Below are 13,257 nucleotides of genomic sequence, written 5' to 3' on the forward strand. Positions count from 1 at the left end.
TCGGGGTTGCCTCGGCGAGGGACGCTGCACGGTCGCAGCGGTCCGTAATCGACGCGGTGCCGCCCCGTGGGTTCGCCTGCGCGTCGACATCCCGTCCGCGCCGCGTCCCGCGCCGAGGCCACCGCATCCCCGAGACACTGCCCGCTCCCTTGCGCGGGCCGATCACCACAAGGAGCACCACATGGCCCACGACGAGATCCGCATCGACTCCGAGACCCGCACCCAGTTCGGCAAGGGCGCGGCCCGCAAGCTGCGTCGCGCCGAGAAGGTCCCCGCCGTCCTCTACGGCCACGGCGAGGCCCCGGTCCACCTCGCGCTGCCCTTCCACAGCACCTTCCAGGCGCTGAAGAACCCCAACGCGCTGCTCACCATCGCCGTCGAGGGCGAGGCGGACCAGCTGGCCCTGGCCAAGGACGTCCAGCGCGACCCGATCAAGCCGGTCATCGAGCACGTCGACCTCGTCATCGTCAAGCGTGGCGAGAAGGTCACCGTCGAGGTCCCCGTCCACATCGAGGGCGACGCCGCTCCCGAGACCGTCGTGACGGTGGACGCCCAGACCCTCGAGATCGAGGCCGACGTCACCAACCTGCCCGACAACCTCACCGTCTCCGTCGAGGGCCTCGCGAGCGGCACCATGCTCCACGCCAGCGACGTCGAGATGCCTGCCGGCGCGACGCTCGTCTCCGACCCGGAGCTGCTCGTCGTCAACATCACCCAGCAGATCTCCGAGGACGAGCTCGAGGCCGAGCTCGCCGACGCCGAGGCCGAGGCCGGCATCGAGCACGACGCCCCCGAGGACGAGGCCGCCGAGTCCACCGAGGGTGGCGAGGAGTCCTCCGACAAGGAGTGACCACACGCACCACGACGACGGGCGGGACCTCCTCACGGGGGTCCCGCCCGTCGTCCGTCCTCGCCTCAGCGTCGGCCGAAGAGCCCTCCCTCGATGAGCCAGAAGATGGCATCGGAGATCGGTGTCGACCCATCACGGCTGTCCAGGAGAGCCGGGCTGGTCGGCCCGGGCACCGGCGTGGGGATGAGGGCCAGGTCCCCGATCTCATCGGCCAGCTCAGTCACCTCGTCGAGCAGCAGGGTCGCCTGCGCCGGGTGTGACTCCACCTGCTGCCCGGCGAGATCCAGCCCGGCCCGGGCCTCTGCGAGTCGCTGGTGCAGAACCTCGATGTCGTCCGGCGTCAGATCGTTGTGGGGGTGGGTGTGCACATGCTCGAGGCGGCGACCGATGATGGCCATGCGCATGCGCGCGTTGCGAGCCCGGATGTCGAACTCTTCACGGGTGGACGGGTCAGGACGAGGGTGCGAGCCAGGAGCCATGCTCAGGACGTTGCCACGCGGACGACCGCCTCGCAGGGCGGGCAGCTTCAGGCTGTGGACGGCTGCGGCGTGGACGTGCGGGACCTCCCTTCGCCATTGCCTAGAGTGGGGCCCCGTGAGTGATGACACCTGGCTCGTGGTCGGCCTCGGCAATCCCGGCCCTCAGTACGCCGGCAACCGGCACAACATCGGCGCGATGGTCATCGACCACCTCGCCGAGCGAGCAGGGGCTCGGCTGAGGACCCACAAGGCCGGCGCGAGCGCCGAGTCCATCCGGCTGGGGACGCCTCCCGGCACGCGGGCGATCATCGGGATCCCGCACTCCTACATGAATGTCTCCGGTGGGCCGACCAAGGGGCTCGCGAGCTTCTTCTCCGTCCCGCCCGAGCGCATGATCGTGCTGCACGACGAGCTGGACATCCCCTTCGGCGAGGTACGCCTCAAGCTCGGCGGGGGCGAAGGGGGGCACAACGGGCTGCGCTCGATCTCCAGCTCCTTCGGGACCAAGGACTACCTGCGCGTGCGCATCGGCATCGGCCGCCCGCCCGGGCGGATGGACGCCGCGTCGTACGTGCTCAAGGACTTCTCGTCGACGGAGCGCAAGGAGCTGCCCTTCCTCATCGACGATGCAGCCGACGCCGTCGAGCTGCTCGTCGCCAAGGGCCTGACCGACGCCCAGCAGGTCGTGCACGCGCCGCGTCCCTGAGGCACCACCCCGGGACAACGCAGGTCAGAGCCCTGCGCCGCCGTTGTCGTTGCGGGTGCCGATGGTCTCGGCGACAGCCCTGCCGTGACCGTCGTGGTCGCTGCCGCCCTCCATGGACCCGCCTCGCCGCGCGATCACGGTCCCCAAGCCGCCGCACACCAGCGCCAAGCCTCCGATGATCCACCACATGCTGTTCCCCCTCCAGCGGCGGAGCGTCCGCCGCAAGCCAAGCCTCCCAGAAGTCGGAGTCCGGCGGGGATCGATGATCTGCCGTGAATCGACGAAGGACCGCCCGCTCGAGCGGGCGGTCCTTCGTCGACCCGGGTGCATCAGTGGCCGGTCAGTCCCTCCTGCTGCGGCGCAACCTCATGCGCTCGAGGACGTGCCGCTGGAACTGCGCGCCCTTGTCGTTGTGGTCAAAGGTCTCCATGGACCCGCCACGCCGGCCGATGATTGCGCCTAGGCCGGACGCGGCGAGGACGAAACCACCGATCAACCACCACATGCTGCGGCGCTCAGCCCTGGTTCTTCAGCGCAGCCAGCCGCGCCTCGATCTCGGCGTCCTGGCTGTGGTCCTCGAGCTCGGCGAACTGGTCGTCGAGGGAGGCCGACTGCGCCTCGGCGCGACCCTGGACAATCGCCTCCTGCTCGCGGATCTTCTGCTCGAAGCGGCCGAGGTCGCTCGTGGGGTCCATGACGTCCATCGAGCCGACGGCCTCCTGGACGCGGGACTGGGCCTCGGCGCTGCGGGCGCGGGCGACGAGAGCCGAGCGGCGGGACTTCAGGTCCTCCAGCTTGGTCTTCATCGTGATCAGGCCGGCCTTGAGCTGCTCGACCTGGGCGTTCTGCGCCGTGATGGCCGGTTCCGCCGTCTTCGCCTCGTTCTCGTGCTGGATCTGGCGGCCCAGCGCGACCTTGGCGAGGTTGGTGAACTTGTCCGCGCCGGCCGTGTCCCCGGCAGCGCTGAGCTCGCCGGCCTTCTTGGCGGCCGCAGCGGCCTTGTGGCCCCACTCGGTCGCGGCCTCCTGGTCGCTCCTGAGGTCGCCCTCGGCCATCCGCACGTGCGCGATCGTCTGGGCCACGGCCTCTTCGGCCTCGGCGATGGAGTTGGTGTAGTCCCGCACGAGCTGGTCGAGCATCTTCTCCGGGTCCTCGGCACGGTCGAGGAGGCTGTTGATGTTGGCCTTGGCCAGCTGGCTGACGCGGCCGAGGATCGTCTGCTTCTTGGTCATGGTGCGTTCCTCCTGGCGGTGGGACCGCCGGTCGTGGTGCCTGGTGATCGGTTCACTTGCGGATCGGGACAACTCTCGGGGTCCGTCGGACCGTTCGTCTGCATTCCCCTAGGGCAATGCAGGGTCAGGGAGCGAAGGGGGCGTGGCACTGGTTCAGAAACGGCCACCTCCGCCGAAGCCGCCTCCGCCGCCGCCCCCGCCGAAGCCGCCGCCACCGCCGCCCCCGCCGAAGCCGCCGCCACCGCCACCGCCGCCGAAGCCGCCGGAGGAGCCGCCCCAGCCACCACCTCGGCCGCCGAAGCCGCCGGAGAGGATGCCACCGAGGACGAGGGAGCCGATGTCGATGCCGTTGTTGCGGCCACCGCCCATACCGCCGATACCGCCGCCGAAGCCGCTGTAGTCGTCGTCATGGTGGGAGTTGATGGAGGCGACGACCCGCTCGACGAGCACCTCTGCCTGCGTGAGGTGCTCCGACGCCTGGTCGAGGTCACGGGTGCGCTCGGTGTGCGCGGCGGCGAGCAGGCGCGAGGCCTCGCGGATCTGGGTGCGCGGTTGCGAGCCCACCATCCCGCGGACGGTGTCGATCTGGCGCTCGGTCGTCACGATGCGGGTGCGCACGTTTTCGTAGCGGCGGTCGAACTTCTCCGTCCGCTGCGCGGTCCGGTCCGCGTCCTTGCGGTACCGCTCCAGAGCGGTGTCGAGGTAGTGCTCCGCGCGCTCGAGTGCAGCGAGCGCGCCGAGCACGTCGCCGCCGGATCGGGCTCGGGTGCCCAGCGCGGCCGCCTTCTGGGCCTCGTCGACTGCCGAGACGGTCATCTGGTCGTTGGCCTGCAGCCGCTTGGCGTCGATGAGGTCGGAGGAGATGGAGGCGAGCGCCGTGTCGAGCGAGGTGGTGGCGTCATCGAGCACCGCTCGTGCGGAGATGACCATCTCGAGCCGCGCGTCGGCCTGGCCCAGTGCGTCCTCGGCAGCCCGTGCGGCGGACACGGCCGAAGGGCGGTCCCCGGCGTCGATGTGCTGCTCACCGGTGGTGACGAAGCCCCGCGCCGACTCGATGAGTCGTGGTGCCTGCTGCATGTGGTCGCTGAGGGTTGTCAGGGACTCGCGGGGGTGGGTCGCGGACAGCCCGGCCAGCTCTTGGGTGGCGACCGGGATGCGGGCCTCGACCTCGGAGATCCGGGTGCGCAGCGACGCGAGGAACTGGGGGGCATCGGCCTCGAGATTGCGCAGCTTGGTGAACTCCGCCTCCTGCGCATCCAGCTCGGCGTCGGCCGCGCTCGTCAGGTCGAGGATCTGGGCGAGGCGGGCTCGCTCCTCGGGCTCGTCGAGCCGGCCGGCCCCGCGAGCGATGTCGAGCTCCTGCTGGATGCGGAAGGCGTCGGCCGCCCGCCCGCGGGCCTCGTCGAGAGCGGTCGTGAACTGCTGCGTGGCCTGCTCGCCGAACTGGGCCTGGGCGAAGGAGAGCTCCTGGGTCGACGAGCGGATCGCGTTGTCCAGGTCGACGAGCGCGGTCGCGACCTCCTGTCGCAGCTGATCGGTGCTTTTGGTCGACATGACCGGCGCCGGCTGGTCGATCGGGGGCGGCACCGCGCTGGGCTCCTTCCGGCGCGTGATCGACCTGATGATCCGGCCGACGATGGGGAGCACGAAGATGACGATGAAGAAGAGCGAGAAGGGGGAGAGGAAGGAGAAGAAGGAGAAGATCCCGCCACCGCTGCCGCCCCCGCTGCCACCGCTGTCGTCGGAGGCCGGGTCGTCGACCTGGCGCTGCAGGCCGGTGACGGCTGCTGAGACCGCGCCGGTCCAGTCATCGTTGCCGAGGGCGGGCTCGACGTCGCGGGACTGCACCTGCGTGACATCGGCCTCGCTGAGCCCGGAGTCCCCGGTGGTCCACATGCCATAGGCGCGGTCCTCCACGGCCACCGCGAGCAGCACGTCATTGCCACCCATGCCGGACGTCTCGAAGGTCTGCTGCGTCCACTGCGCCCCCGACGACCCGTCGAAGGAGTCGACGTAGACGACGAAGAGCTGGATCCCGGCGTCCGTGCGCAGGCCGTCGAGCTCGGACTGGAGCACGCTGACGTCGCCGAGGACGTCGGCGCGGTCGGTGATGTCCTCGGAGACGCTGAACGGGGCGTCGGCCGGGAGTGCCGTGGCGGGGGCGGACGCGGCCCACAGGACGGCGAAGACCGCCACGAGGGCTGCGAGCAGGCTCGCTGCGCGGTGCGTCCGACTGGTCCCTGTCACGTGGCCCCCTGGTCCGTGTCCGTCCCGCCGCGGATGACGGTGTCGAGTCGTACGTTGCCACACGGGAGCCAGCCGTGGCAGGGCTGTCGGTGGGATACGGCAGAATCGAGGAAGAATGACTTCCTCACTCGCCCCGCTCATGAGCGCGATCGCCGGCCTGCCCGGACTCGCGGACATCCCCCGACACCGCGCCTCGAGCGATCAGGTGGACATCGTCGCCCCGACCGGGTTGCGGGCGCCGACCGTCGCCCTCATCGGTGGCGACGCCCCCTCGGATGCGCCACGGCTGGTGATCACCTCGACCGCCCGCGAGGCCGATGACATGGCCTCGGCGCTCACGGAGCTCGTCGGCCACGACCTCGTCGCGACCTTCCCCAGCTGGGAGACCCTGCCGCACGAGCGGCTCAGCCCCCGCAGCGACACCGTCGGTCGGCGCCTGGCCGTGCTGCGCCGGTTGCGTCACCCCGACACGACGGGGGAGGGACACGGCCGACCCGGCTATGTCATCGCCTCCGTGCGGGCCGTCCTCCAGCCGATCGCCAAGGGTCTGGCCGACCTCGAGCCGGTGCGTCTGAGGGTCGGGGACGAGCGAGCGCTGCCCGAGGTCACCGCGGCGCTCGCCGCAGCGGCCTATGTGCGCACCGATCTCGTCGAGCGACGCGGCGAGTTCGCCGTGCGCGGCGGCATCCTCGATGTCTTCCCGCCGACCGAGGACTCTCCGGTGCGCGTGGAGTTCTTCGGCGACACCGTCGACGAGATCCGGTGGTTCAAGGTTGCCGACCAGCGCAGCTCAGACGCGGCGGAGGAGCTGTGGGCGCCGCCGTGCCGCGAGATCCTCCTGACCGACGCGGTCCGGGAGCGGGCCGCGACCGTCGCCCAGGAGCTGCCAGGTGTCGCCGACATGCTGCTCAAGGTCGCCGAGGGGATCGCCGTCGAGGGCATGGAGTCCCTCGGCCCGGTCCTCGTCGACGGCATGGAGTCGATACTCGACGTGCTGCCGAAGGGGGCGGGCGTCGTCCTCCTCGACCCCGAGCGGGTCCGGGCGCGCGCCCACGACCTCGTCTCGACGAGCGAGGAGTTCCTCCAGGCCAGCTGGGCCAACGCCGCGGCCGGCAACGCCGTCCCCGTCGATCTCGAGGGCGTCCTCGGGACCGCCTCGCACTGGACCTTGGCGCAGGCCCGCGAGCACGCGCTCGACCTCGACCTGCCGTGGTGGACGGTCACCCCCTTCGCCGTCGACGACGAGCTGGCTGCTCTCGCAGCGGACATGGACGACCGTGTCGACCACGACCACGTCGGGCTGCGCGTGCCGGCCCAGGAGCCGCCGCACTTCCGGGGCAACACCGAGGCCGCGGTCGCCCAGCTCGCCGCGTGGAGCGGTGCGGGTTGGCGAGTCGTCGTCGCCACCGATGGCGCAGGTCTGGTCGCGCGCGTCGCGGAGGTCCTCGGCGAGGCGGACGTCGCCACACGCACGACCGGACCCGATGATCAGGTCGAGCTCTCGGACGGGATCGTGACGCTGACGCGGGCGAGTCTCGGCACCGGCTTCGTCGCCGAGGAGCAGCGGCTGGCCGTCATCACGGAGGCCGACCTGCTGGGCTCCAGCGGTACGGGCGCCACGACGCGCGACATGCGGCGGATGCCGTCGCGTCGCCGCAAGCAGGTCGACCCCTTGCAGCTGCGCCCGGGCGATCACGTCGTCCACGAGCAGCACGGCGTCGGGTCCTTCGTCGAGATGATCCAGCGGACCGTGCAGGGCGCGACCCGCGAGTACCTCGTCATCGAGTACGCGCCCTCGCGTCGTGGGCACCCCGGTGACCGACTCTTCGTCCCGACCGACCAGCTCGATCAGGTGACCCGCTATGTCGGCGGCGACGCACCGCCGCTGAACAAGATGGGCGGCGGCGACTGGCACAAGACCAAGTCGCGGGCCCAGCGACACGTCAAGCAGATCGCTGCCGAGCTGATCCGCCTCTACAGCGCACGCATGGCGACACCGGGGCACCCCTTCGGCCCCGACACGCCGTGGCAGCGCGAGCTCGAGGACGCCTTCGCCCACGTCGAGACGCCCGACCAGCTCGGCACGATCGACGAGGTCAAGGCCGACATGGAGAAGACAGTGCCGATGGATCGGCTCATCTGCGGTGACGTCGGCTACGGCAAGACCGAGATCGCCGTCCGCGCCGCCTTCAAGGCGATCCAGGACGGCAAGCAGGTCGCGGTGCTCGTGCCGACGACCCTGCTCGTCCAGCAGCACCTCAACACCTTCTCCGAGCGCTACGCCGGCTTCCCGGTCACGGTCAAGGCGCTCAGCCGGTTCCAGACCGACAAGCAGGCCAAGGAGGTCCTCGAGGGGATGGCCTCCGGGGCCGTCGACCTCGTCATCGGCACCCACCGGATCCTCGGCAACGAGGTGAAGTTCAAGGACCTCGGCCTGGTCATCATCGACGAGGAGCAGCGCTTCGGCGTCGAGCACAAGGAACAGCTCAAGGCGATGCGCACCAATGTCGACGTGCTCGCCATGTCGGCCACGCCCATCCCGCGCACCCTGGAGATGGCCGTCACCGGCATCCGGGAGATGTCCACTCTCGCAACGCCCCCCGAGGAGCGCCACCCGGTGCTCACCTTTGTCGGTGGGTACGAGGAGAAGCAGGTCGCAGCCGCGATCCACCGTGAGCTGATGCGTGAGGGACAGGTCTTCTTCGTCCACAACAACGTCAGCAGCATCGACCGGACCGCGGCCCGGATCCGGGAGCTCGTGCCGGACGCCAGGGTCGAGGTCGCCCACGGCAAGATGGGCGAGCACCGCCTCGAGCAGGTCGTCCTCGACTTCTGGGAGCGCCGCTTCGACGTCCTGGTCTGCACGACGATCGTCGAGACCGGCCTGGACATCTCCAACGCCAACACCCTGATCCTCGACCGGGCCGACCGCTTCGGCCTCAGCCAGCTGCACCAGCTGCGCGGCCGGGTCGGCCGGGGCCGGGAGCGGGCCTACGCCTACTTCCTCTACCCGCCGGACAAGCCGCTCACCGAGACCGCCCACGACCGGCTGCAGACCATCGCGAGCAACACCGACCTCGGGTCGGGCATGCAGGTCGCGATGAAGGACCTCGAGATCCGCGGAGCAGGCAACCTCCTCGGTGGCGAGCAGTCCGGGCACATCGCCGGCGTCGGATTCGACCTCTACGTGCGGATGGTCGGGGACGCGGTCGCCGACTTCAAGGGCGAAGGGGAGGTCGCGCCCGCCGAGGTCAAGATCGAGCTCCCCGTGGACGCGCACCTGCCGCACGAGTACATCCCGGGGGAGCGGCTGCGTCTCGAGGCGTACAAGAAGTTGGCGTCGGCAGAGACCGAGGCTGACCTGGACGAGATCATCGAGGAGCTCACCGACCGCTACGGCGAGCCGCCGGAGCCGGTGCGCAACCTCGTCGAGGTCGCGCGGCTGCGCATCGTCGTGCGCTCGGCGGGCCTGACCGATGTGGTCGCCCAGGGCGGCAATGTGCGTTTCGCCCAGGCCCAGCTGCGGGAGAGCAAGCAGCTGAGGCTGTCGCGGCTCTACCCGAGGTCGAGCTACAAGGAGGGCACCGGCACGGTGCTCGTCCCCAAGCCCATGACGGCGCGCATCGGGGGCTCGCCACTGCGCGACACGGCGGTGCTGACCTGGGCCACTGAGCTGATCCGTCAGGTCATGCTCGATGATGTCATCGTGGACACAGGGGCGACGGCGCCCCGAGACACCTCACGCTCGCGCTGAGGACCGACGAAAGGACCACCAGTGCTCGGTCGACACCCCATCCGTCGCCCCGCTCGGGCGGCCGCACTCGCGGCCGTCGCTGCCCTGACGCTGAGCGCCTGCGGTGGCTCCGACGGCGCGCCCGCCGAGGGCAGCAGCGCAGTCGCCGCCGCGGTCGCGGGGGAGGACATCACCGTCGGCGACGTGCAGCGCACGACACGTGAGCTGCGAACCTTCCTCGAGGCGCAGGCCGCGAGCACCGGCCAGCAGCCGCAGCAGCTCGACGCGGGCAGCGTCGTCACCCTGCTCGTCCAGGCGCCCGCGGTGCTGGACTTCGCCGAGCAGGAGAAGCTGAAGATCCCGTCCGCCGGATCGGTGCGCCAGAGCGTCGCCGAGGTGTTGCCGGCGCCCTCCGAGGAGACGGTCAACTTCCTGCGGGCCAACGCGCTCAGCAGCCAGCTCGACCCGAAGACGCGCGACAAGCTCATCGCCCATCTGGAAGAGCAGCAGGTCACGATCAGCCCTCGGTACGCGGCCGCGACCGGTCAGACCCCCGACTGGCTCGAGCAGCCGGTCGAGCAGCAGGCCCCCGTGGAGGCACCCTGACCTCCGGTCGGCTCGTCCTGCTCGCCACCAGCCCGCGGGTCTCACCCGGCCTGCTGAGTCGTGATGCCTGGCGCTCGATCGAGAGTGCCGACCGGGTCCTGGCCGCTGACAGCGCCGACGTCCTCCCGCTCGCGCTCGTCGACGACGGCGTCACGGTCGAGGTCATCGGGTCGGACACCGCGCACGAGCGAGCCCGCGAGCTCGTCGAGACGGCGCGCGAGTGCGTCGTGCTCTGGGCGGGCTCACCCGATGGCGATCCCGGGCTCAGCGACGCGATCGCGGCCGAGGTCTCCCGACTCGAGGACGCGCCCGAGGTCGAGGTGCTCGTCGGCTCCTGGGACGTCGAGGGCGGACGGCTGCTCGACGCCGTCGCCGTGATGGACCGGCTGCGCTCGCCGGGTGGTTGTGCCTGGGTGGCGGCGCAGGACCACGCGAGCCTGGCCCCCTTCGTCATGGAGGAGGCGCACGAGGTGACCGAGGCGCTCGAGGCGGTCATCGTCGACCCCGACGACGTCCGGCTGCGTGCGGATCTGACCGATGAGCTCGGCGACCTGCTCTTCCAGGTGCTCTTCCACGCCCGGGTCGCTGCGGACCACGTCGGCGCTCCCTTCACCGTCGACGATGTCGCTGCCGCGCTCGTCGACAAGCTGGTGCGCCGCAACCCGCACGTTTTCGCGGACGCGCAGGCCGAGACGCTCGCGGAGATCGAGGCGCAGTGGCAGGCGATCAAGCTGCAGGAGAAGGCCGCGCGCGTCGACCGTGACTGACCGCTCCACCTCTCTATGGTCGTGCGCATGGACCAGCGGATCAGCTTCGTCACCCTCGCCGTCGCCGACCTCGACGCGAGCCGTCGTTTCTACCTCGACGGGCTGGGCTGGCACGCCGACCTCGACGTGCCGGGCGAGGTCCTGATGATCCGGACCGGCGAGCAGCTCGTCCTCTCGCTGTGGGACGCGACCCAGTTCGAAGGGGAGGTCGGTCCGATCCGTCGTGGCGAAGGTCTGGCGCCGATCACCTTGGCGCACAATGTCGCCGCGCCCGCGGAGGTCGACGAGATCCTCGCGCTGGCCCGTTCTGCGGGTTCGTCGGAGGTCGCGTCCGGGCAGGCCCGGGACTGGGGCGGGTACACCGGCTACTTCGCCGACCCCGACGGATTTCGCTGGGAGATCGCGCACAACCCGGGGCCGATCGGTCAGGTGGTCCTGCCGCCCTCGTCCCGCGCAGAGGTCCGGAGCAACGAGCACGGCCAGCCCATCGGTCCGCAGATCGCGGGCTGGACGCCGCCTCCCCACCCGACGATCGAAGCCATCACCGGCGCCCACTGCACCCTCGAGCCGCTGACCGCAGCCCACACCGACGAGCTCTTCGCCGAGCTCGGCAGCATCGACCACTCGCTGTGGACCTACCTGGGGGAGGACCCGATGACCGAGGCGGCTCCCTTCGCCCAGTACGTGGCCGGTCGGCTGGACGACGACTCGGTCGAGGTCGTCATCCGTGATGGCGACGGCGTGGCGAGCGGGCTGGTGGCGCTCATGCGGATCGACACGGCGAACGGCGGCGTCGAGATCGGCAATGTCCTGCTCGGCCCCCGCCTGCAGCGCACCACCGCCGCGACCGAGGCGATGTCGCTGCTCGCCGGGCACGTCTTCGACCTCGGGTACCGCCGCTACGAGTGGAAGTGCGACTCCCTCAACGCGCCCTCCCGACGCGCGGCCGAGCGGCTCGGCTTCTCCTACGAGGGCACCTTCCGGCGGCACCGCGTGACGAAGGGGAGGTCCCGCGACACCTCGTGGTTCGCCATGACCCTCGACGACTGGCCGCGCGTGCGGGCCGCGCACGAGGCGTGGTTGGCCGAGGGCAACTTCGTCCAGGGCGACCAGCGACGCCGACTGGCCGACCTCCTCGCCGCGGGCTGACCTCCCTTCGTGACCCTCGGTCGGTGAGCGTGTGACGCGGGGCGCGTGGGTGGGTCGGACCGCGACCCGTCCGCTGCGAGCGGTTACGCTCGGACACGTTCTTCCCGTGTTGATCCAGCACCACCAAGGAGCCGGTAGTGGCCAGCATCGAAGCAATAGGCGCCCGCGAGATCCTCGACTCGCGCGGCAACCCGACCGTCGAGGTCGAGGTCGCTCTCGACGACGGCACGATCGCTCGGGCGGCCGTCCCGAGCGGTGCGTCCACCGGAGCCTTCGAGGCCGTCGAGCGTCGTGACGGCGACAAGGACCGGTACCTCGGCAAGGGTGTCGAGGACGCGGTCCGCGCGGTCGAGGACGACCTGACCCCCCGCCTCGTGGGCTTCGACGCCAGCGAGCAGCGCCTCATCGACGGCGAGATGCTCGCCATCGACGGCACGGACAACAAGAGCGAGATCGGCGCCAACGCGATCCTCGGCGTCTCGCTCGCGGTGGCCAAGGCTGCTGCCGAGTCGGCGGGCCTGCCGCTCTTCCGCTACATCGGCGGCCCCAACGCGCACATCCTGCCGGTCCCGATGATGAACATCCTCAACGGCGGCTCGCACGCGGACTCCAATGTCGACATCCAGGAGTTCATGATCGCCCCGATCGGTGCGCCCTCCTTCCGGGAGGCGCTGCGCTGGGGCACCGAGGTCTACCACTCCCTCAAGGCCGTCCTCAAGGACAAGGGCCTGTCGACCGGCCTCGGTGACGAGGGTGGCTTCGCGCCCGACCTCGGCAGCAACCGCGAGGCGCTCGACCTGATCCTCGACGCCATCACCAAGGCCGGATACGAGCCGGGCACCCAGATCGCGCTGGCGCTCGACGTCGCTGCCAGCGAGCTGCACGAGGACGGTCGCTACACCTTCGAGGGCAAGCAGATCAGCGCCTCCGAGCTCGTCGACTACTACGCCGAGCTCGTCGACGCCTACCCGCTCGTCTCGATCGAGGACCCGCTCGACGAGGAGGACTGGGAGGGCTGGCAGACGATGACCGAGCGCCTCGGCGACAAGGTCCAGATCGTCGGCGACGACCTCTTCGTCACCAACCCCGAGCGTCTGGCCCGCGGCATCGCCGACAAGGCTGCCAACGCGCTCCTGGTCAAGGTCAACCAGATCGGCTCGCTCACCGAGGCGCTGGACGCGGTGGCGCTCGCGACCCGCAACGGCTTCGCCTCGATGATGAGCCACCGCTCCGGCGAGACCGAGGACGTGACGATCGCCGACCTGGCCGTCGCCACCAACTGCGGCCAGATCAAGACCGGCGCCCCGGCCCGCTCCGAGCGCGTCGCCAAGTACAACCAGCTCCTGCGCATCGAGGAGGAGCTCGACGACGCCGCGATCTACGCCGGCGCCGGAGCCTTCCCGCGCTTCAAGGGCTGATCCAGGTCATGGCAGGTACGCCACGTCGCCGCCCCGCCCGCTCCGGCGGGCCGGGGGCGGCGCGGCGACC

13 protein-coding genes are annotated in these 13,257 nt (G+C 70.7%); 7 read left to right on the forward strand and 6 right to left on the reverse strand.

Features of this window, described 5'->3' with window-relative positions; genetic code table 11:
- Window positions 1-181: 181 nt before the first annotated feature.
- Complete coding sequence (locus tag ASG73_RS07445) at window positions 182-850, forward strand: 50S ribosomal protein L25/general stress protein Ctc (protein ID WP_055993138.1); 669 nt, start codon at window positions 182-184, stop codon at window positions 848-850.
- Between the two features lie 65 nt (window positions 851-915).
- Here the strand turns inward: ASG73_RS07445 and ASG73_RS07450 are convergent, their stop codons facing one another.
- Window positions 916-1,329, reverse strand: a complete 414-nt coding sequence (locus ASG73_RS07450) for a hypothetical protein (RefSeq protein WP_055993140.1) — start codon at window positions 1,327-1,329, stop codon at window positions 916-918.
- Window positions 1,330-1,444: 115 nt separating this feature from the next.
- Here ASG73_RS07450 and pth point away from each other — a divergent pair, with 115 nt between their 5' ends.
- Window positions 1,445-2,035 carry an aminoacyl-tRNA hydrolase gene (gene pth, locus ASG73_RS07455; RefSeq protein ID WP_055993142.1) on the forward strand — a complete coding sequence of 197 codons (591 nt, stop codon included), beginning with the start codon at window positions 1,445-1,447 and terminating at the stop codon, window positions 2,033-2,035.
- Between the two features lie 24 nt (window positions 2,036-2,059).
- On the opposite strand, the gene ASG73_RS17865 is transcribed toward pth, so the two are convergent.
- The 4 genes from ASG73_RS17865 to ASG73_RS18495 form a co-directional block, all read right to left on the reverse strand.
- On the reverse strand, window positions 2,060-2,224 hold the full coding sequence (locus tag ASG73_RS17865) for a hypothetical protein (RefSeq protein WP_156466191.1): 165 nt from the start codon (window positions 2,222-2,224) through the stop codon (window positions 2,060-2,062).
- A 151-nt stretch (window positions 2,225-2,375) separates the two neighbouring features.
- On the reverse strand, window positions 2,376-2,531 hold the full coding sequence (locus tag ASG73_RS17870; RefSeq protein ID WP_156466192.1) for a hypothetical protein: 156 nt from the start codon (window positions 2,529-2,531) through the stop codon (window positions 2,376-2,378).
- Between the two features lie 19 nt (window positions 2,532-2,550).
- Complete coding sequence (locus ASG73_RS07460; RefSeq protein WP_055993145.1) at window positions 2,551-3,267, reverse strand: PspA/IM30 family protein; 717 nt, start codon at window positions 3,265-3,267, stop codon at window positions 2,551-2,553.
- Between the two features lie 153 nt (window positions 3,268-3,420).
- The gene (locus tag ASG73_RS18495; protein WP_055993147.1) at window positions 3,421-5,514 is read right to left on the reverse strand and encodes a TPM domain-containing protein; all 2,094 of its coding nucleotides are present in this window, start codon (window positions 5,512-5,514) and stop codon (window positions 3,421-3,423) included.
- Between the two features lie 115 nt (window positions 5,515-5,629).
- Between ASG73_RS18495 and mfd the strand changes: the two genes are divergently transcribed.
- Window positions 5,630-9,268 (forward strand): transcription-repair coupling factor, encoded by a 3,639-nt coding sequence (gene mfd, locus ASG73_RS07470; protein ID WP_055993149.1) that lies wholly within the window; start codon window positions 5,630-5,632, stop codon window positions 9,266-9,268.
- A gap of 21 nt (window positions 9,269-9,289) precedes the next feature.
- Window positions 9,290-9,853, forward strand: coding sequence for a hypothetical protein (locus ASG73_RS07475; RefSeq protein WP_055993151.1), 564 nt, complete (start codon window positions 9,290-9,292; stop codon window positions 9,851-9,853).
- A gap of 41 nt (window positions 9,854-9,894) precedes the next feature.
- Here the strand turns inward: ASG73_RS07475 and ASG73_RS18345 are convergent, their stop codons facing one another.
- On the reverse strand, window positions 9,895-10,038 hold the full coding sequence (locus ASG73_RS18345) for a hypothetical protein (RefSeq protein ID WP_235499387.1): 144 nt from the start codon (window positions 10,036-10,038) through the stop codon (window positions 9,895-9,897).
- Window positions 10,039-10,080: 42 nt separating this feature from the next.
- Between ASG73_RS18345 and ASG73_RS07480 the strand changes: the two genes are divergently transcribed.
- From ASG73_RS07480 to eno, 3 genes are all read left to right on the forward strand, one after another.
- On the forward strand, window positions 10,081-10,620 hold the full coding sequence (locus ASG73_RS07480) for a MazG nucleotide pyrophosphohydrolase domain-containing protein (protein WP_235499388.1): 540 nt from the start codon (window positions 10,081-10,083) through the stop codon (window positions 10,618-10,620).
- A 27-nt stretch (window positions 10,621-10,647) separates the two neighbouring features.
- Window positions 10,648-11,769: a GNAT family N-acetyltransferase gene (locus tag ASG73_RS18550; protein ID WP_200946726.1), complete on the forward strand. Its 1,122-nt coding sequence runs from the start codon at window positions 10,648-10,650 to the stop codon at window positions 11,767-11,769.
- A 137-nt stretch (window positions 11,770-11,906) separates the two neighbouring features.
- Complete coding sequence (gene eno / locus ASG73_RS07495; protein ID WP_055993155.1) at window positions 11,907-13,187, forward strand: phosphopyruvate hydratase; 1,281 nt, start codon at window positions 11,907-11,909, stop codon at window positions 13,185-13,187.
- The last annotated feature ends 70 nt before the right edge of the window (window positions 13,188-13,257 follow it).

The organism is Janibacter sp. Soil728 (assembly GCF_001428305.1).
Lineage (GTDB): Bacteria > Actinomycetota > Actinomycetes > Actinomycetales > Dermatophilaceae > Janibacter.